A 24831-nucleotide genomic window follows, 5' to 3' on the forward strand; every position below is an offset into this window, starting at 1 on the left:
ATGTCTGGGTGGGGGAGGACTTAGGGGTAAACCGGTGGAGTTGCAGTGTAATTCAACGCGCCGAATGGTTGGGTGACCGGTAAACTTTCAAGTATGGCTGACATTAAAGACGACGAACTTCCTGAGATTGACCTTGCTAAGACCGACGGCTACGTCGTCGATGATTCTGACGAGGACGACCCGGCCCTCATCATGCCGGATGGCTCGCCAATTGAGACCTGGCGGGAGAACTACCCGTACGAAGAGCGCTTGTCGCGCGATGAGTATGAGAGCACCAAGCGTGCGCTCCAAATCGAGCTGCTGAAGTGGCAGAACTGGACCAAAGAAACCGGCCAGCGCCACATTATCCTTTTTGAAGGTCGAGATGCAGCCGGCAAGGGTGGCACCATCAAGCGCTTTAATGAGCACCTCAACCCACGTGGTGCGCGCACCGTCGCATTGGAGAAGCCGTCCCCACGTGAGTCGACCTCTTGGTACTTCCAGCGCTATATTCAGCACTTCCCAGCCGGCGGCGAAATCGTTTTCTTCGACCGCTCCTGGTACAACCGTTCTGGCGTCGAACGCGTCATGGGTTTTTGCACCGAGTCCCAGCACGCAGAGTTCCTGCGCGAAGTCCCGATGCTTGAGAACATGATTCTTGGCTCTGGTATTTCCCTGACCAAGCTGTGGTTCTCCGTTACTCGTAAGGAGCAGCGCACCCGCTTTGCGATCCGTCAGATTGACCCAGTTCGTCAGTGGAAGCTTTCCCCGATGGATCTGGCTTCCCTCGACAAGTGGGATGATTACACCCGCGCCAAGGAAGAGCAGTTCCGCTACACGGATACCGAAGAGTCCCCGTGGATCACCATCAAGTCCAACGACAAGAAGCGCGCTCGCATCAACGCTATGCGCTACGTGCTCTCTAAGTTTGAGTACACCAACAAGGACCACGAGGTAGTTGGCGAGCCTGACCCGCAAATCGTTATGCGTGGTCGCGATCAAATTGGTGATTAAATTCGATGTCTAGCCTCGTCGCCGCCGCCGAACTCGAGAGTGGCTTGTGGAGCGTACGCCTCACGCGTGCAGAAAAACGCAACGCGTTAAGCGTGGCGCTCTGCAAGGACTTGGCAATGGCATTAGACGCTGCGGTTGAAGCAGGCGCGTCGACAGTTCTACTTGAAGCAGACGGCCCCGTGTTCAGCGCGGGCGCTGATCTGACTTCCCAAAATTTTCAAGGCGAGTTGTACCCGACCCTTGAGGCACTCTTCGCAAAGATTGCCCGATTACCGGTCCCTGTCATCGCTTGGATCGAAGGCCCCGCTATCGGTGCCGGAATGATGCTCGCCATGGCTTGCGATATCCGCTTTGTAGCCCCGGCGGCATCCGCCGCCCAAGCCATCAGCTTTAGCTTGCCAGTAGCCAAAATGGGCATCGGCGTTGATCCTGCTACTGTGCGCAATCTTCAGCTGCTTGTCGGCGGCTCATGGGCCCGCCGGATGCTGATTGCCGGGGAGATTCTTAGCCTAGAAGACGCACTGTCTACTGGATTCGCGATCAGCGCAGGTAGTCGCGAGGAAGTTATGGCAGCGGCAGCGCAAATCGGCAAAGGCTCCCCACATACCTTGCTTAATCTCAAGATGGAGTTTGCCACGTCGTCGTCAAGCCCCTTCTCTGAAGAAGAGCGTAACGCTGCCCGTGTAGAAGCGTGGCGGGCGCGTCAGCAGTAAACCGTCCGATGCCCCTAGCTGCTAGAGCGTGGGGATTTCCTGCCGGAATTCCGAGACTATGTAGCAGTTAGGGGCGGTCGTAGTTTTAAGGGGCGTGCAAGAGAAAGCCGCCCTGATTGCCAAATCGTGGCGCAAATGTGAAAGAAATCGGCGCCAATTTGGCAATCAGGGCGGCTACGGGGTGAAGCAGCAGCGGGGGCTAAGCCCAGGGCTCAATCGGGTTACCCTGCCACACCGAGTTGGCAGGCACGCGGTCACCGCGCATAACCAGCGAGCCTGGGCCCACGGTGGCGGCCTTGCCCACCAGCGACGCCGGCAGTGCCACGGAGTGGGACGCTAGCGTGGAGCCGGCCTCAATGGTGACCGTGTCGAGGCTCATCACGCGGTCCTGGAAGAGGTGCGTCTGCACCACGGTGCCTGGACCCACGGAGGCGCCGGCGCCCACAACACACAGGTCGGTTTCCGGGAACCAGTAGGAATCAATCCACGCGCCGCCGCCAATCTTGACGCCAAGAGCGCGCAGACCGAGGTTAATCTCACCGGTGCCCAGCGTGTGCTGGAAGAACCACGGCGCAGCGACTGCCTCCACGAAGGCGTCTTGGAGCTCGTTGAGCCACACGAAGGCGGACCACAGCGGGTGGTCACCCGAGCGGTGTTGGCCCACGCAGATCCACTTCACGGCCACGGTGATCGCCATGCCGACGCCCCCGACAGCCGTCAAGATGAGACCGGAAAGCAGCCAGGCAACAGCGATGCCAAAGGAATCGACAAGGGCGTAAAGGCTGGCCAGAACACCGGCCAAGAGCATCGCAGAGGTCATTGGCGCGAGCAAGCGCATCGTCTCCACGACGCCGCGCGCTGCCTTGACCCCGAAGCCCGGGTTGTAGGTCAAAGACTCGCCCTGCACGCCGTCCACGTGTGCTTCGACGCGACGCATGCGCTCCGGCGGGGAGCCCCACCAGTTGGAACCGGACTTGGACTTCTTTGGCGTCGACGAGAGCACTGCAACCAGTGAGTTCTTCGACAGCTTGCGGCCTGGGCCCGTGATTCCGGAGTTGCCCACGAAGGAGCGCTTGCCCACCTTGGTCTCGCCAGTGAGCATCCAGCCGCCGCCGAGTTCGTAGCCGCCGATCATGGTGTCGTCGGCGAGGAACGCACCGTCCTTGATGTCCGTGAGCTTGGGGATCATCACCGCGGTGGAAATCTCCACGTCCTTGCCGATCTTGGCCCCGAGCGTGCGGAACCACAGGGGAGTCAGCTGCGAGGCGTAGAGCGGGAACAAGGTGGTGCGGGCATCGTCCATGAGGCGCTCGATGGACCACAGGCGCCAGCCTGCGGCCGAACGCACCGGAACGACGCCCGGCTTGAGCCCGATGGACAGAATCCGCACGCCCAGCCAGGTCTGCGCCATGTAGAAGGCGAAGGCCACCAGCGCGCCGAATGGGGCGAAGAAGAGGGAGCCGATGAAGTCGTTGCCTTCGGTTACGTGGAGACCCCACGCGACCAACGCCGCGCCGAGACCCAGCGCCACGATGGGCTGGATTGCGAGCAGAATCGAGGTCAGGCCGTAGAAGGCCACCCACCATGGGCGGCGCTTCGGCAGCTCGGAAGGGAATCGGTGCTTGGAGCGGCCCACCTTCTTGGCCGGCGAGCCGGACCAGCGCTGGCCGTCCTTGATTTTCTTCTTGCCGGTAACCGTGGAACCGGCCTCCACGTGGGAGTACTTGCCCACGTTGGTGCCCGGCAGCAGCGTCGAGCGCGCACCGACGCGCGCGCCTTCGGCAACGTTGATGGCGCCGACGTGGAGGATATCGCCGTCGAGCCAGTAGCCGGAGAGGTCCACCTCCGGCTCGATGGCGGCGTGGTCGCCGAGGGCCAGCAGGCCCGTGACCGGCGGCAGGGAGTGCAAGTCGACGCCGCGGCCAATCTTCACGCCCAAGGTGCGGGCATAGTTGTTGACCCAGGTGGCGCCGGCAATAGACCGTGATCCGGAGGCATCGGCCCAGCGCTCAGCGGCCCAGATGCGCAGGTGCGTCGAGCCGCCGCGCGGGTAGTCACCGGGCTCAATTCCACTGGTGAGAAGGCGTGCTCCGTAGCCGCCGATAGGGATGCGGCCAATTGGAGTGGCGAAGACGATGACCATGACAGCCACCAGCCACCACGGGGTGGTCAGCGCCCAGTCCGCGCCGACGGCGTGGGCGAGGTTGGAGCCCAGCAGCAGCCAGGCCAGCCAGGAGGTGGCAGCCAGGGTCATCACCGGGACCTGGATGAGGGTCTGCAGCGCGCGGGTGCGGCCGCTGACCTTGCGCACGGAGCGCGGGGCGACGGTGGCGGGGCGCTCCTCAGCGCCCCCGATGTGCTCGGCGAGGGAGCCGAGGCGTGGGTGGTCGTAGAGATCCCGCACGGCCACGGTGGGGTAGCGCTCGCGGATGCGGCCCACGAGCGTCGCGGCGGCCAGGGAGGTGCCGCCCAAGGAGAAGAAGTCCGCGTTCTCGTCGGAGACGGAAACACCGAGGGTTTCGACCCACAGCTGCGCCAGCCACTCCTCGGTCTGGGTAAGACCTGCAGCTTCCACACCAACGCCTGGCAGCGGCCACGGCAGGGCCTTCTTGTCCACCTTGCCGGAGGTGCGGATGGGCAGCTCCTCCATCACACAGATGCGAGGGACCAAGGCTGCAGGCATGGTCTCAGCGAGACGATCGTGCGCGGCTTGCTGGTCGAAGCCCTTTGCTTCGTCCTCGAGGGACACATAGCCCACCAGCACGGATTCGCCGCCTGGCGTCTTTTGTACGGCTACGGCCGAGTTATAGACGTTGGGCAACGCGGCGACGTTGGCCTCGACCTCACCGAGCTCGATGCGGCGGCCGCCAATCTTGACTTGGTCGTCCACGCGGCCCACGAAGTAAAGGCCGTCCTCTTCCAAGCGCACGTGGTCGCCCGTGCGGTAGGCACGCTGCCATGCCATGGACTGCAGCGGCGCGTACTTTTCCGTGTCCTTGGCTGGGTCCAGGTAGCGGGCGAGTCCCACGCCACCGATGACGAGTTCGCCGACATCGCCGAGGCCCACGGGGAAGCCTTGCTTGTCGACGACCGCCAAGTCCCAGCCGTTCAAAGGCAAACCGATGGACACGGGGCGGCCTGGCAGCATGCGCTGCGCGCAGGCCACGACGGTGGCCTCAGTTGGGCCGTAGGTATTCCACATCTCACGGTCATCGGTTGCCAGACGGTCCACCAGTTCCTGGGAGCAGGCTTCGCCGCCGACGATGAGCAGGCGAATGTTGTCGAGCGCCTCGGCTGGCCACAGGCCCGCCAAGGTAGGGACGGTGGACACGACGGTGATGTCGCGGCGGATGAGCCAGGGGCCTAAGTCCATGCCGGAGCGGACCAGAGAACGTGGCGCGGGCACCAGACAGGCGCCGTGGCCCCAGGCTAGCCACATCTCTTCGCAGGAGGCGTCAAAGGCTACGGAGAGGCCTGCGAGGACGCGGTCGTCGGGGCCGAGCGGGCCGTGCGGATGATCCACGAGGAAAAGAGCTGCCTCAGCGTCAACAAATGCGGCCGCGGAGCGGTGGCTGACGGCAACGCCCTTGGGCTTGCCGGTGGAGCCGGAGGTAAAGATGATCCAGGCGGTATCGTCCGGGGTCGGCGCGCCCGCCTCGTCGCCTCTTGCTGCGGGGCGCTGCGGACGCAGGGAGCGGAAGCCTTCGTCGCTGAACACGCCGTCGATGTCGGCCTCGCCGAAGACCATCTCGGCGCGCTCGTCGGGGTCGTCGGCATCGACAGGCACGTAGGCCGCGCCCGCAGCCAAGGTGGCCAGAATCGCCAGGTAAAGTTCTCGCTTGCCGGAGGTCATCCGGATGCCGATGCGGTCGCCGCGGCGTACGCCGTTGGCGCGCAGCTCGCTGGCCCACGCCTCGACATCGGTGATCAGCTCGGAATAGGTGAGCACCTCGCCGTCGTCAAGCGCGGCGGCGTCGGGATGCAGCTCAGCAGTAGTGCAAATGATGTCCCAGAGCGTGCGCTCGCGTGGGGCATGCTCGCCCAGCAGGTACTGCTCGGGGACGTGAATGATTCCGGCGCCAGGCTGGTGCGCGTCTAAGGGGTCCTCGGGCAGCGCGTGGCGCCCGGTACTCTTTTCATCTTCCGCCATTTAAGCATCATCCTCGTTAGGGCCGATGATGGCGGTGGCGAGCTTACGCAGGTGCTTGAGCTGCTTGGAGGTGGACTCGTCGAGGGCGGCGTCCTCGGCGGCCGCGACGAGATCGGCAAGCTCCTTGTGCGCCTTGACGCCCTTCTTGGTCGACGCCACGATTTGGCGGCGGCGATCCTTGGGGTCGCGCTCGCGCTTGGCCCAGCTGCGCTCCTCGAGGGAGTCGATGAGGCGAACCATGTCGGAGGCGTCGATGGCTAGGGTCTCCGAAAGGGCCGACTGGGAGGCGACGTCGCCGTCGACGAGGCAGGTCAATACCCAGTACTCGCGGATGGTGGTCTGGCGGGTGCTGAGTGCTTGCTCGACGCCGTCGCGGGTGCGGCGGCGGAGGCGCTCGAGCTGGAAGGAAGGAGATTCGAGGAGAGCGTTGGGGATTGAAATAGTCGTAGCCATATAGATAAGGCTAGACGCCCCAACGTAAGAATCCTAAATTATGGGTAAGTCCCCATTGTTTATTTTCATTTGTCGTCGTAGACGGTGGGCATGCCCTGCGCAATCCAGGCGTCGGTGCCGCCGAGCACGTTGATGACGTCCCAGCCGCGAGCCTGCTCGAGGTACTGGCCCACTTGGACGCTGCGGCCGCCGGCGTGGCAGATCAAATAGATGTCGCGGTCCAGATCGATTTCGTCGAGGCGACCCACGATTTCACTCATCGGAATATGAGTAGCGCCCTTGGCGTGCTCTACCTCCCACTCGTGGGTTTCGCGGACGTCGATGAGCTGCGCGCCTTCTGGTACCTGGTTTGGTTCAACGTTTTCCATAGGCCCCAGCCTACCGGTGCGGTGAGATGGGGGACTCCCATGCACAATTTGCCAAATAGTGCCCTTGAAACTGCAGTTTTCGAGGGCTTAGTTGGCAAAATGTGCCTTAAAGGGAGAGCTAGCGGTTTGCGGAGAGGAGTGCGCGCCACGGTGGGGCTACCTCACCGTGGCGGCGACTATTGTGCTGCTTGCGTTGGCCGCCGCTAGTAAAACCCTCCTCGCTCGTGGCTCCAGAGAAAGTGCCAGTCCCACGGCGGGCGGAGATAGCTCTTCTTGCCGTGGGCAATGGCGAGTACTTGCTGCACTACTTTGTCGCAGTGGTGCTTTATGGTCGTGGCCGTGTAGTGGAGAGGAATCCAGCCGCGATGTGCGGCGTCGTTAAGCTTTTGGCGATCTAGTTCGAAACGCTGTCTAGTCTCGCCGCTGTGATAGGCATAGCCGTCCACCTCGATGGCGATGCGATGCTTCTCCAAGAGGATGTCCCAGCGGTAGGGGCCAATCATTGCGTTGTTGCGGACCTCAAAGTGCGGCTCGAGGGCGCGGGTGAGCTGGCGCTCGGGCACCGAATCCGCGCCGAGGATGGCCCGCTCCAGCACGCGCCGGGTGTGGGCTGGAAACCTTGGGAAATCCATCTCCCACAGCTTGAGCCGCTCCCGTGCGTGCTTGCCGGGTAGCAGATGCTCGAGGAAATCCACCGCGTGGTCTTCCGGCATTATTTCGAGGGCCTGGAGCGGATTGCACACGTTGACTTCGTCGTAGGGGAATACGCCCTTGGGCTGTGCGCGGCGGCTTTTGAAGTAGGTGCTCTCGGGTAGCCGGTTTGCGCGGATTAGCTGCAGCGGAAACTTAAGGCGCTGGTTTAGGTGCTTGGCCGCGGCGGAGTAGCCGTCGAGCGCGCTATCGGGCCAGCGCCGGGTGAGGATCTCCGCGAGTTGGTGCGGGCTTGGCTCCGCGGAGAGGTAGAGCCCGTGGCAGATTTTGAGCCCGCCGCGGCGTGAGGCATTTCTGCCCGTGTAAATTTCCATCGCTTCCCCCTCGATGGTGCTTCTAGGCCTTCGCGTTGTTCCCCCGAAAACGCGAAAGGTACATTTTGCCAAATAGTGGGCGAAACCCTGCGGGTTTCAAGCCCTTACTTGGCAAAATGTACCTCAGAAGTGCGAAGCTGTCGCGCCAGAGGGCGCCAGAGGCGCTCAGCCCAAAGCCTTACTTGTGGCGAGCGATAGCCTCTTCGAGGATCTTCTCCGCCTCAGCCTTGTCGCCCCAGCCAGAGCCGGTAACTTCCTTGTTCGGCTCCAGGTCCTTGTAGTGGACGAAGAAGTGCTCGATCTCGTCCTTGATGGAATCCTCAACATCGTTGATGTCCTGGTAGCGCTCCCAGCGCGGATCATCGATGACGCAAAGCAGCTTGTCGTCGCCGCCAGCCTCGTCGGTCATCTTGAAGACGCCGAGGACGCGAGCCTCAACAACAACGCCCGGGAAAACTGGCTCCGGCAGGATGACCAGCGCATCGAGCGGGTCGCCGTCCTCACCGAGGGTGTGGTCGATGAAACCGTAGTCAGCCGGGTAGGCCATCGGGGTGAACAGGTAACGGTCAAGGAAGACCTTGCCGGTCTCGTGGTCAACCTCGTACTTGTTGCGGGAGCCCTTTGGGATCTCGATGGTAACTTGCACGCTCACTGCGAATTCCTCCATTGGGAAGTTGTCTGTCAATTGCTCCCAATAGTCTACCGTGCCGTGCAATCGCGCTAGGGTGAAAGGCGATGAAAGCGAAGCACATGTGGTGGACAGGCACGGCCGTGGTGACGGCCGCTGCCATTGCAGGCACGGCTGTCCTAGGCGTAAACATCCAGCGCACCTACAACGGACTGGACCACGGCACGCCCTACTCGCAGGAGGCGCCGGTGACTCCTTTGCAGGTCGCGGAACCAGGCGAGGTGGATTTGATGGCGTTGAAGGGCAGGCTCAATGAGTTGGGCAAGGACCCGGCCTTGGCCACCTTTGGCGGGCAGGTCATCGACACCACCACTGGCGAGGTCGTGTGGGACCGCGATGCCGCGCGCCCCTTGACACCCGCTTCCTCCACGAAGGTCCTCACGCTGGCCGCCGCGACGTTGGCGCTCGACGAGGACGAGCGGATAATCACCCAGGTCATGCAGGGGGAGAAGGAAGGCACCGTGGTGCTGCGCGCGGCTGGCGACGTCTGGATGACCTCCGAACAGCTCGACGATTTGGCCTCGCAGGTGGGTAAGGCTGACGAGGTCATTCTCGACACCAGCGCCTGGGCGGGCGCCCCGCAGGCACCGGGCTGGGACCCGGAGAATGTCGATGAGGGATTCGTCGCACCGATGGAGCCCATCATGCTCTACGGCGGTCGCCTGGGCAAGACCACTGGCGACGTCCCGCGCAGCCACACCCCTGCCCAGGACCTAGCGAAGGCCCTGGCCAAGCGCCTGGGGACCGACAAAGTCAGCCAGGGCACTGCGCCGCAGGCCGGCGTGGTGCTGGGCGAGGTGCAGTCCGCGCCGCTGTCTGAGCGCGCGCAGGACGCCGCGAAGGATTCGGACAACGTCATGGCTGAGGCCATCGGACGCGAGCTGGCGATTGCGCGCGGCAAGGAGCCGAGCTTCGCCGGTGCTGTCGAGGCCACCCTCGAGGTGCTGAAGGTTAACAAGATTGACGTCACGGGAGTGACGATCAAGGACAACTCTGGCCTCTCCACCGAAAACCGCATTTCGGCCGCGGTGCTCACGCAAATCATGAACATGGCCACAGAGACCGACGAGCTGCGCCCATTGCTGGGCTACCTGCCGCTGGCTGGTGGCGACGGAACGCTGTACACCCGCTATGGCGATTCCGGAGCACGCGGCTTCGTGCGCGCCAAGACCGGCACGCTGACTGGCGTCTCCGCCTTGGCCGGCACTGCGCAGGGCAACTCCGGCCGCGTGTACGCCTTTGCTTTCCTGGTCAACGACGGAGACATCCTTGCCGCCCGCAAGGCGCAAGACGCCCTGGCTAGCGCGCTCCATGACTTCTAAGTTCACGGGCACGCCATTTTGGCCGCGGGTCTCGCCAAACTTTCTGGCCTGCCGCCGCGCGGTCGCTGACTTCGCCGTGTGCCGGGAAATCGCTGTGGGGCTTTCGGGAGGCGCCGACTCGCTGGCGCTGACTGCCGCGCTGGTAGCCGAGGGCTTCGACGTCGAGGCGTTGTGCATCGACCATGGCCTGCAGGACGGATCGGCCGAGCAGGCGGCGAAGGCCGCGGCGCAGGCTGAGGCCTTGGGGGCGCGTGCGCGGGTGCTGAAGGTGGACGTCGCGAAGCAAGGCTCCATGGAGGCCGCCGCGCGAGTGGCGCGCTACCGCGCGTTCGCGGCTGCTACCGACGCCCCCGTTGCCGTGGCACACACCGCCGACGACCAAGCAGAAACCCTGTTGCTGGGCGCGCTGCGCGGCAAGGTCGCCGGCATGCTGCCCACGGCCGAGATTGAGGGCGTGCAGGTGGTACGCCCGCTGCTCACCGTGCGCCGCGCGCAGACCCTCGGCGCCTGCGAGGAACTGGGGCTTGAGCCCTGGCACGACCCGCAGAATTCCGACACCAACTTCCGCCGGGTGGCTCTGCGCCACGACATCATTCCGCGGCTCACGGATCTGGTCGGTGGGGACGTGGTGCCAGCACTCGCGCAGGCGGCTGCCGACGCCGCCCGCGACGACGAGTTCCTCAGCGTCAGCATGGATATCGCTACGCCCGAAATGGATGCAGTCGAGCTCGCTGCCCTTGCTGAGCCGGTGCGCCGTCGCACCATCGCCGCGTGGCTGAACGCGCAGGGCGTGGAGGTGACGCGGGAGGCTGTGCGCGGAGTCGACAAGCTGTGCGTCGACTGGCACGGGCAAGGGGGAGTAGCTGTGAGTTACCCGCAAACAATCAAAACTATGGGGCAAAGGTTGGAAGTGTCACGCGTTGGTGGCAAACTGGCACTATTGTCCGGTCACTAAAGGAGCGCACGCGTGCACGACAAGAAAGATTTCAACGTCCCAGCAAACCCCTACGGCGAAGACGTCGAAGCAATCCTCATCGGCGAGGATGAACTGCAAGCCAGGATTCAAGAGATGGCGGACAGCGTTTCCGCTAAATATAAGGACGCAGAGGATGAGCTGATTCTCGTTTGCGTGCTCAAGGGAGCCGTCTTCTTCATGACGGACTTTGCGCGCAAGCTGTCGATTCCGTCCCAGCTGGAATTCATGGCTGTGTCCTCCTACGGCAATGCCACATCCTCCTCCGGCGTGGTCCGCATTCTCAAGGACTTGGACCGCGACATCGAGGATTGCGACGTTCTTATCGTTGAGGACATCATCGACTCCGGCCTGACCTTGTCGTGGCTCATCCGCAACCTGAAGGGCCGCAACCCGCGTTCCCTCGAGGTTGTCACCTTGCTGCGTAAGCCTGAAGTTATCCGCGCAGAGATCGATCTGCTCGACGTTGGATTCGATATCCCTAACGAGTTCGTCATCGGTTACGGCCTCGATTATGCGGAGCGTTACCGCGACCTGCCCTACGTCGGCACTTTGCACCCTGACGTGTACACCAACAAATAGGTACTGATGAAAAACAAGAATGTCCTCCGCTACGGCGGAATCGCAGCGCTCGTTTTGGTTGCGCTGTATGCATTTACCTTCTTCACTAATGACTCCCGCAGCTACATGCGGGTGGATACTTCTGTGGCGATGAAGCAGCTCAGCGATAAGAACGTCGCTGAGGCGCAAATCGACGACCGCGAACAACAGGTACGCCTCAAGCTCAAGAAACCGGTCACGGTGGAGGAACGCGAGGGCGTTGAAGAGGTCATCGCCAAGTATCCGGCACGTGCCTCCGAGCAGATTTTCAACTCGGTAAAGGACTCCGGGGCGGAGAAGTACCAGACCAAGGTCACCCAGGAATCCTTCTTGGGCTCCATGGTCAGCTTCTTGCTGCCGATGATCATCTTGTTCGCGTTCCTCTTCTGGTTTATGTCCCGCATGCAGCAAAACGGCGGCGGCATGTTCGGCATCGGAGGTAACAAGGCCAAGCAACTGACCAAGGACATGCCCACCAACACGTTTGCGGACGTCGCTGGCGCGGACGAGGCAGTTGACGAGCTGCAGGAAATCAAGGACTTCTTGGATGACCCAGAGCGCTACCATGCACTCGGTGCGAAGATTCCGCGCGGCGTGCTGCTTTATGGCCCTCCGGGAACCGGTAAGACGCTGCTGGCGCGCGCCGTCGCGGGTGAGGCGGGCGTTCCTTTCTTCTCCATCTCGGGTTCCGACTTCGTGGAGATGTTCGTTGGCGTGGGCGCCTCCCGCGTGCGCGATCTGTTCAAGCAGGCGAAGGAAAACAGCCCCTGCATCATCTTCGTCGATGAGATCGACGCCGTGGGTCGCCAGCGCGGCTCCGGCACCGGCGGTGGGCACGATGAGCGCGAGCAGACCCTGAACCAGCTGCTCGTGGAAATGGACGGCTTCGGTGACCGTGAGGGTGTCATCCTCATTGCCGCGACCAACCGTCCGGATATTCTGGACCCGGCGTTGCTGCGCCCGGGCCGCTTCGACCGCCAGATTCCGGTCACTAACCCAGACCTGGCTGGCCGCGAGGAGATTCTGCGTGTCCACGCTAAGGACAAGCCTTTGGCCAAGGAAGTCGATGTGGCGCAGCTGGCCAAGCGCACTGCTGGTATGTCCGGCGCTGACTTGGCTAACGTTCTTAACGAGGCAGCACTGTTGACCGCGCGTATCGGCGGCAACGTTATTACTTATGACGCCCTCGAAGAGGCTACCGACCGCGTGGTGGGCGGCCCGCGCCGCCAGGGCAAGATCATCTCCGAGCACGAGAAGAAGGTCACGGCCTACCACGAGGGCGGCCACACCTTGGCCGCTTGGGCGCTCAAGGATATTGAGCGCGTTTACAAGGTCACCATCTTGGCCCGTGGCCGCACCGGTGGCCACGCGATGACCTCGCAGGAAGACGACAAGGGCATGTACACCCGCGACGAGCTCTTCTCCCGCTTGGTCTTCGCCATGGGCGGACGTGCCGCTGAGGAACTCGTATTCGGTGCGCCGACCACGGGTGCTTCTTCCGATATTGAGAACGCCACCAAGATTGCACGCTCCATGCTCACCGAGTACGGCTTCTCGCCGGACCTGGGCACCGTAAAGTACGGCAAGGAGCAGGGCGACCCATTCGGCTACGGCATGGGTGGCGGCTCCATTGAGTACTCCGACGATGTGGCCGCACGCATCGACGAGCAGATGCGCTACCTGCTCGACCGTGCGCATCAGCAGGCCTATGACATCCTGGCGGAAAACCGTGACTACCTGGATAAGCTCGCGGAAATGCTGCTGGACAAGGAGACCCTGCGTCGTCCGGACCTGGAGGGCATCTTCGAAGGCATCGAGCCGCGCGCGGCTTTCGACGTCTTCCCGAACGAAGATGATCGCTTCCCGCGCCAGGCTGGCCGCGAGCCGGTTAAGACCCCGGCCGAGTTGGCCAAAGAACGCGGGGAGGAGCTTCCGAAGCGCATGACGCTGGTGGAGGCTTCCCGCGCGGCCCGCGAGCGCCGCCTTGCCGGTGAAAGCCAGGCCGAGGGCGAGATTGGCTTCAGCTTTGGCCAGCACGCCGGTGACAAGGTTGAGGGTAAAAACACCTTCTTCGAGCCGGAAGAGGCCGCGCCGAGCGATCGCCCCACCACCGAGATCCCACGTGTCGGTGGCCGCCACTCCAAGCCGCAGGAACCAAGCGATCAGTGGTCCAGCTACGGCGAGGAACAGCGCGCGAATAACCCCTACAACGGCACTAAGAAGGACGACAATGAGCGATAACATCCCAGCTAAGGGAGAATTCGACCAAGCCCGCGCCGAAGCGGCCGTGCGGGAACTGCTCATTGCGGTGGGCGAGGACCCTGACCGCGAAGGCCTCCAAGAGACCCCGGCCCGCGTCGCCCGCGCCTATAAGGAAGTCTTCGCCGGGCTGCACGCCGACCCCACCGAGGTCCTCCACAAGACCTTCGCGGAAGAGCACCAGGAGCTGGTCCTCGTGCGTGATATCCCGATTTACTCCACCTGCGAGCACCACCTCGTGCCTTTCTACGGCGTGGCACACATCGGCTACATCCCCGGCCCCGACGGTCAGGTCACCGGCCTGTCCAAGTTGGCTCGCCTGGCGGACTTGTACGCCAAGCGCCCGCAGGTCCAGGAGCGCCTGACCTCCCAAATCGCTAATGCGCTTGTCGACGTCCTCCATGCCCAATCCGTGATCGTGGTCATCGAATGCGAGCACCTGTGCATGGCGATGCGCGGCATCCGCAAGCCAGGCGCCACCACCACAACCTCGGCTGTGCGCGGCGGTTTCAAGAGCAACGCCGCATCCCGCGCCGAGGTTATGAGCCTCATTAGGAGCTAGCAATGGCAGTTAGTGACTTGACCGTCCCCGGCCGCACCTTGGTCATGGGAATCGTGAACGTCACCGAAGATTCTTTTTCCGACGGTGGGCGCTGGATCGACGTCGATGCCGCGCTCGCGCATGCTCGCGAGCTGGTCGCCGCGGGCGCTGACATGATCGACGTCGGCGGCGAATCCACCAGGCCGGGAGCGGTACGTGTGGAGGCGGACGTCGAGAAGCAGCGCGTGGTTCCGGTGATCCGTGCGCTCCACGAAGAGGGAATCAAGACCTCCGTCGACACCATGCGCGCTTCCGTGGCCAGTGCCGCGGCCGAGGCCGGCGTAGACCTCATCAATGATGTCTCTGGCGGCCTCGCGGATAAAGAGATGTACGCCGCGATGGCCGATTCCGGGCTGCCCGTGTGCCTGATGCATTGGCGCACCGTGCAGTTCGGTTCCGCGGCTGGTAGCGCCGACCACGGCGGTGACGTGGTGCGCGACGTGCACGAACGCCTAGCGCAGCTTTCCGACGCCGCCCTTAAAGCAGGAGTTTCCGCAGACAACATCGTCCTCGACCCGGGCCTGGGCTTTGCCAAGACCCCGCAGGACAACTGGGCGCTGCTCAAAGCGCTCCCGAGCTTCCTTGAGGGCGAGTTCCCCATCCTGGTGGGGGCGTCGCGCAAGCGCTTCCTTGCTGCCATCCGCGAGGACCGCGGCGTGGAGTCCTCGCCGCTCCTGGCGGACCCGGCCACTGCTGCGGTGACCGCAATCTCTGCGCAGATGGGCGCGTGGGGCGTGCGCGTGCACGAGGTCGGCGTCTCCCGTGACGCCGTGGACGTGGCCGCCGCCTGGAACGCCGGTCTGGAGTATTCTGGCGGGCTAAACGCCACGGGCAGTTACACCAATGGAAAGGGCAACTGATGGCAGACCGCATTGAACTCACCGGCCTCGAATGCTTTGGTTACCATGGGGTCTTCCCGGAGGAAAAGCGTGAGGGCCAGCCCTTCATCGTGGACGTGACCTGTTGGACGGAATTCCCCACCACCGATGACTTGGCGGGCACGGTTAATTACGCAGAGCTTGCCGACGTCGCGGCCACCATCGTGGAGGGCCCGTCCCGGGACCTCATCGAGACCGTGGCCAACGAGGTCGCGGACACCATCATGCAGCGATTCGACCTGCTGCACGCGGTCGAGGTGACCATCCATAAACCGAAGGCGCCGATTCCGCGCACCTTCGCTGACGTGGCTGTTGTGGCACGGCGTTCCCGAAAGAAGATGGGCTGATGCGCGCGGTATTGTCGATTGGCTCCAACATGGATGACCGCCGCGCGCTGTTGCAGAGGGTCTTTGACGAGTTCGCGGAAGAGACCGTCGCGGCCTCGCCCGTGTACTCCACACCGCCGTGGGGAGTGGAGGACCAAGACGAGTTTCTCAATGCAGTGCTCATCGTGGAGGTGGATTCCACACCGATGGAGTTGCTGCGCCGCGGGCAGGGCCTGGAACAGGCTGCGGAGCGCGTGCGCGTGCGGCACTGGGGACCGCGCACGCTCGACGTTGATATCGTGCAGGTAGACGGCATTACTTCCGAAGACCCGGAACTGACCCTCCCGCACCCTTTTGCCCACGAGCGCGCTTTCGTTCTGGTGCCGTGGTTGGCCGCGGACCCTAAGGCCCGCTTGGGCGATACTGCCGTGGCTGATCTCATCGCAGTGCTCGACCCGCACGAGGTGGAGCAGGTGAAACCGCTATGAAGCGGACGTCGATTGGCTGGCTCGTGGGCACTGGTCTGTTTGTTGCCGCAGCGGCAGCTATCCTGACCACCCGCTTTTACGGTTCCATGTTGGCCATTCCGGCCACGGTGTCTATTTCGTTGTGGGCCATGGCGTTAGTGTGTGCGTTCCTGACGTGGAAAGTGCGAAGCGCCAAGGAAGACGAGCATGGGATTGGACTGGACAAATCGCAGCTCAACCCGCTGACCATCGCGCAGTTTCTGCTGGTGGGTAAGGCCTCGGCGTGGACGGGTGCCATCGTCGGCGGTGTTTATGCGGGCATGCTGGTTTATGTGCTCCCGCGCGCGGGCGAACTTGTGGCCGCGTCGAGTGACTTGGCTGGGGTTCTCACCTCGGCGCTGGGCGGCGTGGCGTTGTCCGTGGCAGGAGTGGTTTTGGAACGCCATTGTGAGGTCCCGCCCGACGCGCTGGGGAATACTTAGTAAGTCTTTTTCAGCTACGGAATGTAGATTAGTGGGCATGACTGCTCCGAACCCTAATGCTATAAATTCCGCGCCGAAGAAGGCAGATGCTGGTTCTATCGGACTCATTGTCCTAGTGATTCTGGCCGTTATCGCTAGCATGGTCATGCTGATTTCGGGTTCTGCGAGCGCATTGAAGCTGGCGCTCATCGCGGCGTTGTGGGCTGCGGTCTTGGGCTTCTTCTTGGTGGTTCGTTACCGCCGCGAGGCAGCCGAGTCTGCGGCGTTGCTGGAGGCGGAGCGCTCACGTCAGCCTGCGCCGGTGCAGCAGGACTCCGACATCATGGAGGAGATCCGCCGCGAGCTGGCCTCCATTCGCGCCCAGATCGAGGAGCTGTCGGGCCGCGAGTTCACGTATGAGCCGGCCGCGCTGCACGCAGAGGCCCGCCGCATCATGGAGCTGGAGGAAAAGACCCGCGAGCCGGAGGTCAACTTCACCCAGGCTTCCAAGGGAGCACCTACTGCCGACGCCGTCGCTGGTCGCCTTGGCTCGCAGCCATCCGCGCCGCGCACGCCGCAGCACAATCCGCTGGACGACATCATTGCGCAGCGAGTCCAGCAGCGAAATGAACAAAAGGCGCCTGCCCAACAGCCGTTGCCGCCTCAGACCGCACCGAAGCAGCACTTCCCGGCGGGCCAGTCCGCGCAGGTCTCGCCACAGTCCACATTCGATACTGCTTCCTTCCAAACCGTCCGCTGGGACGGCCAGCAGTCCACGCACGCTAAGCAGGAAGCGCCTGCGCAGCAGCGCAGTTGGCAGCAAGCGACGTCGGAAAGCCAGCAGCCTAAGCCGGCGAGCCATAAGCACCGCGCCCCAGAGCAGACCGAGTCCCGTGGACGCCGCCGCAGCGACGAGCCGCGCGAGGGCGCTGTCTCCGTGGCGGAGCTCATGGCGGCGATGAAAAAGAAGAAGTAGATGCGCGCCCCGCGGATGCGCGTAGCGGTCTTCGGCGCGTCTAATGCCGGCCGTTTACTCGCCGGCGAAATGCGAACGGCGGGCCACACCGTCGAGGTGCTCAGCGACCTTAGCGAACTGAGCAACTACCAGGCCCTCATCGTCGCTGTCGGGGACGCGCGCCTTGCACAGGCAGTGGACCTTCTCGAGAACTACGTGCACAAAGGTCTCATCGTCTTCCACACTTGCCTCTCCCGCGGCGTGCAGGTGCTTGACCCGCTAGAGACCAAGGGCTGCGTCGTGGCCGCAGTCGCCCCATACTCGGCGGAGCGCTGGGCAGTGACCACCGTCGACGAGCTAGGGGAGACCGTCGCCGAGCTGGTTTTGGGGGAGGCGCAGTTCACGGCGGCGTCGTTTAGCGATATCGAAAGGCCTGCCCTCGCCGCCCGCGTGTACTATGCCCAAATGCTGACTCTTCTCGCGGTTGACGCCAACGCGGACGTCTTTGGCGACGGTGCCGATGTCACGGCCGCCCACGGCGACGCACTGACGGCACTCGAAAGCTCCGAGGTCATCGCGGCGTTCCGCAGCCTCGAGGAGCCCGGCATGCGCCGCGCCTACCTCGAAGCCGCCCGCCGCGTTGGCGAGGTCTATCACCGCGAAGAACTAGAAATGTGGGCACTACAGGAGGAAACCCGATGAATGTCGTTGAGGACATCGACCGCATCCGCATGGTGGGCAGCGCCTACCGCAAGACCGGCCGCCGCGTCGTTCTCGTGCCGCTGGGCAAGGGCGTGCACGCGGGCCACCTCGCCCTCATTCAGGCCGCCCGTCGCATCCGCGGCGCCGTTGTGGTCGTCGCGCTCAGCGACCTTACCGATGTGGATGTGCTGGGGGAAGTGGACGTCGTCTGGCATGCCCCCGCTACGCCCGAGCGCACACGCGTCGTCCCGCAGTTTCACGGCATGGAGGACGTGAGCGCAGAACTGACCCGCATCGTGGGGCTCATCGGTGCACTTGCGCCAAGCGACGTCGTCATGGGCGAGAAGGACTACGAGCTCCTCGTGGCCACGCAGCAGGCGTGTACGGACCTGCACCTTGGCGTGCGCGTGCAGGGCGTGCCGGCCGTGCGCATGGCGGACGGCGTGGTGATGAGCCTGCGCAATGCCGACGTGGCGCCGGAAGCCCGCGAGCAGGCGAGCGCCCTGTCCGCCGCACTGACCGCCGGTGCTTATGCCGCGGAGGCGGGCGCCGAGAAGGTGCTGGAGGTCGCCAGCGAGGTGCTGAGCGCCGCGGGCGTGGAGCCGGAGTACCTGGAGCTGCGTGGACGCGACCTCGGCGAGCCGCCCGCGGAGGGGGACGCGCGCCTTTTCGTCGCCGCCACCCTGGGTGGAGTGCGCTTGATTGACAGCGTGGGCCTGCCGCTGGGTATCGGTTTCCGCAATTTGGACAATCAAGACAGCTAGTCTGGAATCCATGAAGATTGGATTCCTTGGCGCGGGCGCCATCGGTGGATATTTTGGCGGCATCCTCGCGCAGGCGGGGCACGAGGTGGGCTTTGTGGCCCGGGGCGAGACGCTGCAGACGCTGCGCACCACGGGCCTGACGCTTATCGACGCCGATGACAAAGAAACCATCCTCCCCGGCCTGCTGGCGGCGGAGACGTTCGCGGAACTCAAGGATCTGCTTGGCGGGCTCGACGTGGCGATTATCGCCTCGAAGGCGCTACCGGGTAACGCGACTTTCGGCCCGGACCCGGAGTCATTGGCGGGGATTCCCGTGGTGACGACCCACAACTCCGTGGAGATTCCCTACCTTGCCGCGGATCTGTTCGGGGAGGAGAATGTTCTGGCCGGCGTCGCCCGCGTGTACGCCACCCGCTTGGGTGCGGCGAAGGTCAAGCGCAATCCCGGTCCGCTGTCGCTGGCGTTTGGGCCGATGGTGCCGGGTACGCTGCCGCAGGGCCAAGCGCTTGCCAGCGCCCTCAACGACGCCGGCGCCCGCGGCAAGTTCCACCCCACGCCGTTGGTGGATGTGTGGGCCAAGGCAATGTTTGTGACCACCACAGGAACGCTGGGCGCGCTGGTGGATAAGCCGATCGGCTATCTCTGCAAAGAGATTCCCGAGCAGCTGGAGGCGTTTATGCGCGAGGTGGAGACCGTGGGCCGCGCCATGGGCGTGGAGCTGCCAGAGAAGGTGGTCGAAGAAACCATGGGCTTTGCCCGCCAGCAATACCCGGAGGCCACCTCTTCCATGCAGCGCGACATCAAGGATCGCCTGCCTAACGAACTTGACGCGCAGGTGGGCGCCATTCGCCGCATGGGCCAGCGCGCTGGAGTTGTGACCCCGCTCTTCGACTTTGCTCAGGACGTGTTGGAGGCCCAGCTCCGCAACTAGCGCGCCCGCTGCTGAGCGCGGGTAGTTGGTACCGCGGTTACGGCTCCGTGGTACTGCCTGTTTCCGGTTAGTTGGTACCACCGCCGGGGGTTGACCGGCGAGAGCCCAGAAGCGAAGTCGGGTTTCGCCGGTCAGTGAAGGTTAGCTGTCTACGGTTGTCTGAGCGTGCGCGAGGTGTTGGCGCATGTCGTAGTCGCCGAGTTCGATGCGCTGTCCGGCGTTGAGTCTGCTGACCAGTGAGTCTGCTCCGACGGGGTCAGGGAGTTTCTTTATCCAGTAGGCCGCAGTTGTTTGGGAGACGATGATGGTCGGCAGTCTTCCGTCGCGGTCGAATATGATCTTGGTTAGGTCTTCTTGTCCGCGCTGGTTGATTCCTATCGTTAGGAAATCATCAAGGATGAGTACATCAATGTTTTGTAGCCTGCGCATTTTAGCTACGTAGCGTTCATCTGCCGGCGGGAAGGCCGCTAATTCATCGACGAGCTGATCCAGTCGGTAGTAGGCGACGCTGTATTCGGCCTGGCAGGCAGCAATACCGATAGCGCAGGCGATGTAGGTTTTACCTGCACCGGTCGGTGCCAGGACGTGCACATTGGAAGGTTCGTCGCGCCAGGGTGTTGCGGCCAGTCGTTTGAGCTGGCGTAGATTCAACCTTCGTTCATCGGGGTTGATCAGCTCGGCGAGTGTTGCTCCCGGATAGCGGAATTTGGCTTGGGCTATGGCTTTGACGATGTTGGTTTGCCGACGCTTGGCTGCGGTTTCTTCCACTGCCTTTAAGAAGATCTCCTCTGGTAGAGCGGTGTTGGCGTCATCGGCAGCGGCCAGGTCGAAGAAGATATCGGCGAAGGTCGACAGACGCAGTTTACGCAGTGTAGCGCGCATGTCGTCGTCAAGATTGATGGTGGTCATGGTGGTCTAGGCCTCCTTCTTCGAGGTCGCGGTTGGGGTGTCGTAGTAGCTGGCGGGGCGCAGGAACACTGCATCAGGGATGGCGGTGATATCTACAGTGCGCGACTGGCCTTGATCGACCTGGACTGCTGGCGTTTGGTTAAGGGTGTGACCGTTGCGGGCGATGTCGGCTTGAATCCGTGCAATGACCTGCATGTTGGGTGCCAGGTTATGGTCGATGACTTGCTGGCAGGCAGGCTCTAGCGTGGTCTTGTTGTGCTTGTTTCCCAGCTTGACGAGTACGTTGCGGGCGGTATGCAGTCCGCGGGGTATGGCTTTGGCGTTGCGGTCCAAGATTGATAAGACAACCTTGGTGGTTGCCGGCCCAAACGACGAGGCCCGAGCAAGCAGCTCGTTGCGGGTAAGAGGTTTGATCCCAGCGATATCCTTGTCCGGGGTATGTGCCGGATCGGTGCAATAGCGGTACTTGAACCCGTGCATGCGCGAGTGTTCTGCAACCAGCTCGTCACCGTCGAAGATGCTGACCAGGCTGTTGGTCAGCCGTGCCCGCAGAGTCTTGCCGATGTACTGAAACGGCACCGAGTAGTACTGGTAATCGCAGCAGATATGCCAGTTACGGTCGACTTTGACAGCCCGCCAGGACACTTCCGTAAACGGAGTATCCGGCAAGTCACGCATCATGGGTGCTTCATCCGCATCAAATAGCTCCCTGCGAGTGAGCCCATCAGGCCTAGGCATGTTCATGTTGATGTCGTCGACGCGCTGGGCGATAGTCTCGTTGAGCTCATCGAGGCTGTAGAAGGTCATCCCGTCGAAGTAGCCGAGGATGCGCGTGTAGACGAGTTGGACGGCACGTTCCACAGCAGCTTTATCCCGAGGTTTTCCAGGCCGGGCTGGCACGAGGAGGATGTCGTAGTAGTCGGCGAAGTCGGCGTAGCGTTCTTGGATGCGCCGGCCGGGCTTGTTCTTCACCGGACGGTAGGTCGCGGTCGGTGCGTTATCGGGCACGATGATGCCAGGACGTTTGCCGAGGTAGTCCAAGGCTTTCACATGGCAGGAAATCCAGTTGTCCATCTTCTCGTTAGCTGTTGCTGTCACAAACAGCAGTGAAGAATACGGGCAGATGGCCACGAATAAGCTGGCTTTCATGCCGACGTCGCCGGTGGCTTTATCGATGATGGAAACCTTGTCGCCGGCCCAGTCGACGTAGAGTTCCTGGCCTGGCTCGTGTTCGATAATCGAGGTCATTCCAGAGGTGCGGATGTGGGTGCGCAGTCGTTCGCAGAACTGGGAGTACTGATACTTCGACTCACCTTCACCAGCAGGTGCAGCAACGTAGTCCATCCACAGCTTGTGGCGAGTGAGATGCGTGTTGTTGGCAAGGCGCTTGGCGAGCTTTTCAAAGTCTGGCTGGTCGTAGCGCTTGCGACGGGCCCCACGGTGGTCGCTGAAGTGCTCGTCGAAGAATGATGGATCCAGCTGAGCAAACGACTCCTTAGTGATGCCGTGGTCAGCGATGAGTGTCTTGACTTTGGCGATATCGCGTCTAGAACAGCCAAGCGCTGCTGCGATAGCGGAGTAGGTTGCCCCATCTAGACACAGTGCCATGATGTCTTTGAAGTTGGCCATGAAAGGCCCTCCTTAAGGTCATGAAAGGTGATGACGCGCCGGCACAGGTTGTGCCCACGCCACCTATACAATGACCGAAAATGATTGACGGTACCACCTACCCGGAAACCCGGTACCAACTACGCGGATTACCGGTACCAACTACGACGAACCGGCACCCGCCCTCAGTAAGCAAATACCCAGGCCTGGAATTGCACCCCTGGAAACCCAGAACTCCTGTTCGCGGTGCGCTGTTACTATTCGCGGTCGGACCGCGACCTTGAGGTCTTGGTAACCAGGCCTGGGTAAATGGAAAGTGGTGGAGTAGCGGCGAGGTAGTGCGCGCCACAAATGCAAATGGTGAGGTCACCCCATAACCACTGAGACCTGTGTTGGCCAGTGTGATTATTGTTGGGTGACCTCACCATTGCGTCCTCACCATTTAGGTTCGCGGTGTCCAAATGGTGAGGACGCTGCGCAAGTGGTGAGGACGCGGTGCGAAGCCGGGCTAGCGGCTCCTAGTTAACGCCGATTTTGCCGTCCTTCTTCCACACCACAACCACTGCCGGGCGTGGGGTGGACTTGCCACCGTCAGGCCAGTGCGAGGTGGCGGCCTCGAAGGTGGCGTCGTCAGCTTCGCCTGGGTGCTGGACGTTGACCATCACTCGATCGTCGTCCACGATGGGGCCGCAGGTCTCCGCGCCAGCCGGCACGGTGAGGAAGCACTTGAGCTCGCCGCGGGTCTCACCCTCGGTGGTCACGGCGTAGAGGCCGTCGTTGGAGTCCAGCGCGTTGCCATCGGTGGAAATCCACAGGTTGCCGTGGTTGTCGAAGGCCAGGTTATCCGGGCAGGAGATCGGGGAAACCTTGGACTTGTCGAAGCCGCCAAAGTAGGTGTTAGCCACCTTCGGATCGCCGCAGACCAGGAAGAGGTTCCAGGTGAATTCCTCGCCCGCGTGGTCGTCCTCGATTTCCATGACCATGCCGTTCTTGTTCTCCTTCACGGGAGCCCATTCCTTGACATCTTCCTTGTTCTTCTTGGCGTTCTCGCCGGTGGCCCCCCGGTAGGAGTTGTTAGTCAGGGCAACGTAGACCTTGTGGCTATCCGGGTGGACCTGGACATCCTCGGGGCGGTCCATCTTGGTGGCACCCACCTTGTCGGCAGCCTCGCGGGTAAATACGGCGACCTCTTCGGCGCTGAAGCCGTCAACGTGGGAGGTAAACTTGTTGTTCTCGGTGTCGGAAGTCAGCAGCTTGACCCACTTGCCCTTACCGTCGAACTTGCCGTCCTCCGGCAGGACGCCGGAGCCGTCGATTTCCTCGGCAGGCGAGTTGCCCTCGAGGACCGCCACGTACAGGGTGCCGTGGTCCAGTATGGAAAGGTTGTGCTCGAGGTTGCCCTCCTCAAACTTCTTGGTGGAGATGAACTTGTAGATGTACTCGAAGCGGGAGTCGTCGCCGGAGTAGCACACGACGGTGCCGTCCTCAGCGATGTGAATGTTGCCGGCCTCGTGCTTGAAGCGGCCGAGGGCGGTGTGCTTGATCGGCGTGGATTTCGGGTCCAGCGGGTTGATCTCAACGACCCAGCCGAAGCGGTTCGGCTCGTTCGGCTCCTTGGAGCAGTCGAAGCGGTCGTCGAAGCGCTCCCACTTGCGGTCGGTCTCTTTGTCTTTGATGCCGAAGCGCTCGAGGGACTTCTTGGCTTTCTCATCTTTGATGTCGCCAGCAGCGAAGTACTGGTCAAAGTTCTCCTCGCCGGAGAGCATGGTGTTCCACGGGGTCACGCCGCCGGAGCAGTTGTTCAGGGTGCCCAGGACGGTCTCGCCCTTGGGATCGGCCTTGGTCTTGACCAGGCTGCTGCCCTTCGCCGGGCCGACGAGCTTAAACGGGGTCGTGGCGGTGATACGGCGGTTGAGGGGTCCGAACTCGCGCTTGAGCTCACCGGTGCCCTCGACCTTGGAGACCTCCAGAATGGTGTGGCCGTGGCCAGCCCAGCCGATCTTGACCTGCTCCTCGGTAGGGTTGTCCGCGTCGTAGTTCGGGAACATCATTGGCTCGGTGGTGTACTCGTGGGAGCACATGTAGACCATGCGGGAGTCGTCGGAAGGGTGCTCGATGAGGCCCGCGAAGTCGTTGTTGAAGCCGAACTGCTTCTCGGCATCGGCTGCGGTCTGCTTGTTGACGTCGAACTTTGGAGCACCCTCGATGACTGGGTCGCCCCACGCGATGAGCACGGACTGCTCGTAGCCGGCAGGGATGACGACCTCGTCCTTGGTGTTGGGCTGGACGGCGTCGAAAAGCATGCCCTGTGCGGAGGTCAACTCCACCTTGGTGTCGGAAGTCTTGCCGCCGCCCGCAGCGGTGGAGGAGCTAGCAGCAGAATCGGTGGAGGAAGGCGAGCACGCTGCAAGCGCCGCGGAGCCGCCGACGGCGACCACGGTCAGGCCGCCGGCGCGCAGGGCGGTGCGGCGGGAGATTTGGTCACCGAAGTATTCGTTATCAGAGGTGTTTTCGCATTCACCCAAGCAGGCGTTGCCGCACTTATAGGTGCAGGTAAGGCTTGAACGGGAGGAAGTAAAACGGGAAGGAAGTAGATTTTTACCGAGTAGTGCCATGCTGAGTGCTCCTAGGTCATGGGGGGATTTTGCCAAGGAGTTATGTAAGCCCATGATTATGACAAGACTA

At 62.6% G+C, this 24831-nt stretch carries 23 protein-coding genes; 15 read left to right on the forward strand and 8 right to left on the reverse strand.

The annotated features are described in order from the left end of the window. Positions 1–93: 93 nt before the first annotated feature. A complete protein-coding gene (gene ppk2, locus I6I72_RS09195) occupies positions 94–993 on the forward strand; it encodes a polyphosphate kinase 2 (protein WP_005529839.1) in 900 nt (299 codons plus the stop codon). Positions 994–998: 5 nt separating this feature from the next. Beyond that, the gene (locus I6I72_RS09200; protein WP_049147095.1) at positions 999–1706 is read left to right on the forward strand and encodes an enoyl-CoA hydratase-related protein; all 708 of its coding nucleotides are present in this window, start codon (positions 999–1001) and stop codon (positions 1704–1706) included. Between the two features lie 199 nt (positions 1707–1905). On the opposite strand, the gene I6I72_RS09205 is transcribed toward I6I72_RS09200, so the two are convergent. The 5 genes from I6I72_RS09205 to I6I72_RS09225 all read right to left on the reverse strand — a co-directional run bounded on the left by I6I72_RS09205 (position 1906) and on the right by I6I72_RS09225 (position 8354). Further along, positions 1906–5856, reverse strand: coding sequence for a Pls/PosA family non-ribosomal peptide synthetase (locus I6I72_RS09205; protein WP_049147092.1), 3951 nt, complete (start codon positions 5854–5856; stop codon positions 1906–1908). Next, positions 5857–6309 (reverse strand): MarR family winged helix-turn-helix transcriptional regulator, encoded by a 453-nt coding sequence (locus tag I6I72_RS09210; protein WP_049147090.1) that lies wholly within the window; start codon positions 6307–6309, stop codon positions 5857–5859. Positions 6310–6374: 65 nt separating this feature from the next. After that, positions 6375–6677 carry a rhodanese-like domain-containing protein gene (locus I6I72_RS09215; RefSeq protein WP_049147089.1) on the reverse strand — a complete coding sequence of 101 codons (303 nt, stop codon included), beginning with the start codon at positions 6675–6677 and terminating at the stop codon, positions 6375–6377. A 203-nt stretch (positions 6678–6880) separates the two neighbouring features. Next, positions 6881–7702: a hypothetical protein gene (locus tag I6I72_RS09220; RefSeq protein WP_049147087.1), complete on the reverse strand. Its 822-nt coding sequence runs from the start codon at positions 7700–7702 to the stop codon at positions 6881–6883. Between the two features lie 178 nt (positions 7703–7880). Continuing rightward, the gene (locus tag I6I72_RS09225) at positions 7881–8354 is read right to left on the reverse strand and encodes an inorganic diphosphatase (RefSeq protein ID WP_034657157.1); all 474 of its coding nucleotides are present in this window, start codon (positions 8352–8354) and stop codon (positions 7881–7883) included. 83 nt (positions 8355–8437) lie between these two features. On the opposite strand from I6I72_RS09225, the gene dacB reads away from it, so the two are divergent. Genes dacB through I6I72_RS09290 form a run of 13 tightly spaced genes read left to right on the forward strand, consistent with a single transcriptional unit; the run spans position 8438 to position 19629 of the window. Beyond that, positions 8438–9712 (forward strand): D-alanyl-D-alanine carboxypeptidase/D-alanyl-D-alanine endopeptidase, encoded by a 1275-nt coding sequence (gene dacB, locus I6I72_RS09230; RefSeq protein ID WP_049147085.1) that lies wholly within the window; start codon positions 8438–8440, stop codon positions 9710–9712. Next, positions 9702–10667, forward strand: coding sequence for a tRNA lysidine(34) synthetase TilS (gene tilS, locus I6I72_RS09235; RefSeq protein WP_201806766.1), 966 nt, complete (start codon positions 9702–9704; stop codon positions 10665–10667). The genes dacB and tilS overlap by 11 nt, the downstream gene beginning before the upstream one ends. 12 nt (positions 10668–10679) lie before the next feature. Next, positions 10680–11267 (forward strand): hypoxanthine phosphoribosyltransferase, encoded by a 588-nt coding sequence (hpt, locus tag I6I72_RS09240; protein ID WP_005529848.1) that lies wholly within the window; start codon positions 10680–10682, stop codon positions 11265–11267. A 6-nt stretch (positions 11268–11273) separates the two neighbouring features. Next, complete coding sequence (gene ftsH / locus I6I72_RS09245; protein ID WP_049147081.1) at positions 11274–13526, forward strand: ATP-dependent zinc metalloprotease FtsH; 2253 nt, start codon at positions 11274–11276, stop codon at positions 13524–13526. Next, a complete protein-coding gene (folE, locus tag I6I72_RS09250) occupies positions 13516–14106 on the forward strand; it encodes a GTP cyclohydrolase I FolE (RefSeq protein WP_046646070.1) in 591 nt (196 codons plus the stop codon). The genes ftsH and folE overlap by 11 nt, the downstream gene beginning before the upstream one ends. A gap of 2 nt (positions 14107–14108) precedes the next feature. Further along, a complete protein-coding gene (gene folP, locus I6I72_RS09255; protein ID WP_049147080.1) occupies positions 14109–15005 on the forward strand; it encodes a dihydropteroate synthase in 897 nt (298 codons plus the stop codon). Continuing rightward, the gene (gene folB, locus I6I72_RS09260) at positions 15005–15370 is read left to right on the forward strand and encodes a dihydroneopterin aldolase (RefSeq protein WP_005529852.1); all 366 of its coding nucleotides are present in this window, start codon (positions 15005–15007) and stop codon (positions 15368–15370) included. Before folP ends, folB begins: the two co-directional genes overlap by 1 nt. Beyond that, the gene (folK, locus tag I6I72_RS09265) at positions 15370–15837 is read left to right on the forward strand and encodes a 2-amino-4-hydroxy-6-hydroxymethyldihydropteridine diphosphokinase (protein ID WP_049147078.1); all 468 of its coding nucleotides are present in this window, start codon (positions 15370–15372) and stop codon (positions 15835–15837) included. The genes folB and folK overlap by 1 nt, the downstream gene beginning before the upstream one ends. Continuing rightward, positions 15834–16298: a DUF3180 domain-containing protein gene (locus tag I6I72_RS09270; RefSeq protein ID WP_049147076.1), complete on the forward strand. Its 465-nt coding sequence runs from the start codon at positions 15834–15836 to the stop codon at positions 16296–16298. The genes folK and I6I72_RS09270 overlap by 4 nt, the downstream gene beginning before the upstream one ends. Before the next feature lie 37 nt (positions 16299–16335). Next, complete coding sequence (locus tag I6I72_RS09275; RefSeq protein WP_065422329.1) at positions 16336–17253, forward strand: DUF6779 domain-containing protein; 918 nt, start codon at positions 16336–16338, stop codon at positions 17251–17253. Beyond that, entirely contained in the window at positions 17254–17934 is a 681-nt protein-coding gene (locus I6I72_RS09280) for a 6PGD fold domain-containing protein (RefSeq protein WP_080972400.1), read from the forward strand. Continuing rightward, positions 17931–18698 carry a pantoate--beta-alanine ligase gene (locus tag I6I72_RS09285; protein WP_005529858.1) on the forward strand — a complete coding sequence of 256 codons (768 nt, stop codon included), beginning with the start codon at positions 17931–17933 and terminating at the stop codon, positions 18696–18698. Before I6I72_RS09280 ends, I6I72_RS09285 begins: the two co-directional genes overlap by 4 nt. A 10-nt stretch (positions 18699–18708) precedes the next feature. Next, the gene (locus I6I72_RS09290; RefSeq protein ID WP_049147072.1) at positions 18709–19629 is read left to right on the forward strand and encodes a 2-dehydropantoate 2-reductase; all 921 of its coding nucleotides are present in this window, start codon (positions 18709–18711) and stop codon (positions 19627–19629) included. Positions 19630–19770: 141 nt separating this feature from the next. Here the strand turns inward: I6I72_RS09290 and I6I72_RS09295 are convergent, their stop codons facing one another. From I6I72_RS09295 to I6I72_RS09305, 3 genes are all read right to left on the reverse strand, one after another. Then, positions 19771–20538, reverse strand: a complete 768-nt coding sequence (locus I6I72_RS09295; protein ID WP_049062347.1) for an ATP-binding protein — start codon at positions 20536–20538, stop codon at positions 19771–19773. A gap of 6 nt (positions 20539–20544) precedes the next feature. Further along, positions 20545–22167 carry an IS21 family transposase gene (gene istA, locus I6I72_RS09300; protein ID WP_201806769.1) on the reverse strand — a complete coding sequence of 541 codons (1623 nt, stop codon included), beginning with the start codon at positions 22165–22167 and terminating at the stop codon, positions 20545–20547. 497 nt (positions 22168–22664) lie between these two features. Beyond that, on the reverse strand, positions 22665–24761 hold the full coding sequence (locus I6I72_RS09305) for a PhoX family protein (RefSeq protein WP_049147070.1): 2097 nt from the start codon (positions 24759–24761) through the stop codon (positions 22665–22667). Positions 24762–24831: the final 70 nt, after the last annotated feature.

The sequence above is a fragment of the Corynebacterium striatum genome (assembly GCF_016728105.1).
Lineage (GTDB): Bacteria > Actinomycetota > Actinomycetes > Mycobacteriales > Mycobacteriaceae > Corynebacterium > Corynebacterium striatum.

Excerpts from the sequence above, each read along its gene's own strand:
- I6I72_RS09280 (WP_080972400.1), top strand. The coding sequence starts at position 17,254 with ATGCGCGCCCCGCGGATGCGCGTAGCGGTCTTCGGCGCGTCTAATGCC.
- I6I72_RS09200 (WP_049147095.1), top strand. The coding sequence starts at position 999 with ATGTCTAGCCTCGTCGCCGCCGCCGAACTCGAGAGTGGCTTGTGGAGC.
- istA (WP_201806769.1), bottom strand. The coding sequence starts at position 22,167 with ATGGCCAACTTCAAAGACATCATGGCACTGTGTCTAGATGGGGCAACC.
- I6I72_RS09210 (WP_049147090.1), bottom strand. The coding sequence starts at position 6,309 with ATGGCTACGACTATTTCAATCCCCAACGCTCTCCTCGAATCTCCTTCC.
- I6I72_RS09205 (WP_049147092.1), bottom strand. The coding sequence starts at position 5,856 with ATGGCGGAAGATGAAAAGAGTACCGGGCGCCACGCGCTGCCCGAGGAC.
- I6I72_RS09290 (WP_049147072.1), top strand. The coding sequence starts at position 18,709 with ATGAAGATTGGATTCCTTGGCGCGGGCGCCATCGGTGGATATTTTGGC.
- ppk2 (WP_005529839.1), top strand. The coding sequence starts at position 94 with ATGGCTGACATTAAAGACGACGAACTTCCTGAGATTGACCTTGCTAAG.
- I6I72_RS09305 (WP_049147070.1), bottom strand. The coding sequence starts at position 24,761 with ATGGCACTACTCGGTAAAAATCTACTTCCTTCCCGTTTTACTTCCTCC.
- I6I72_RS09275 (WP_065422329.1), top strand. The coding sequence starts at position 16,336 with ATGACTGCTCCGAACCCTAATGCTATAAATTCCGCGCCGAAGAAGGCA.
- tilS (WP_201806766.1), top strand. The coding sequence starts at position 9,702 with ATGACTTCTAAGTTCACGGGCACGCCATTTTGGCCGCGGGTCTCGCCA.
- dacB (WP_049147085.1), top strand. The coding sequence starts at position 8,438 with ATGAAAGCGAAGCACATGTGGTGGACAGGCACGGCCGTGGTGACGGCC.
- ftsH (WP_049147081.1), top strand. The coding sequence starts at position 11,274 with ATGAAAAACAAGAATGTCCTCCGCTACGGCGGAATCGCAGCGCTCGTT.
- I6I72_RS09285 (WP_005529858.1), top strand. The coding sequence starts at position 17,931 with ATGAATGTCGTTGAGGACATCGACCGCATCCGCATGGTGGGCAGCGCC.
- I6I72_RS09220 (WP_049147087.1), bottom strand. The coding sequence starts at position 7,702 with ATGGAAATTTACACGGGCAGAAATGCCTCACGCCGCGGCGGGCTCAAA.
- I6I72_RS09295 (WP_049062347.1), bottom strand. The coding sequence starts at position 20,538 with ATGACCACCATCAATCTTGACGACGACATGCGCGCTACACTGCGTAAA.
- folK (WP_049147078.1), top strand. The coding sequence starts at position 15,370 with ATGCGCGCGGTATTGTCGATTGGCTCCAACATGGATGACCGCCGCGCG.
- I6I72_RS09270 (WP_049147076.1), top strand. The coding sequence starts at position 15,834 with ATGAAGCGGACGTCGATTGGCTGGCTCGTGGGCACTGGTCTGTTTGTT.
- folE (WP_046646070.1), top strand. The coding sequence starts at position 13,516 with ATGAGCGATAACATCCCAGCTAAGGGAGAATTCGACCAAGCCCGCGCC.
- I6I72_RS09215 (WP_049147089.1), bottom strand. The coding sequence starts at position 6,677 with ATGGAAAACGTTGAACCAAACCAGGTACCAGAAGGCGCGCAGCTCATC.
- folB (WP_005529852.1), top strand. The coding sequence starts at position 15,005 with ATGGCAGACCGCATTGAACTCACCGGCCTCGAATGCTTTGGTTACCAT.
- folP (WP_049147080.1), top strand. The coding sequence starts at position 14,109 with ATGGCAGTTAGTGACTTGACCGTCCCCGGCCGCACCTTGGTCATGGGA.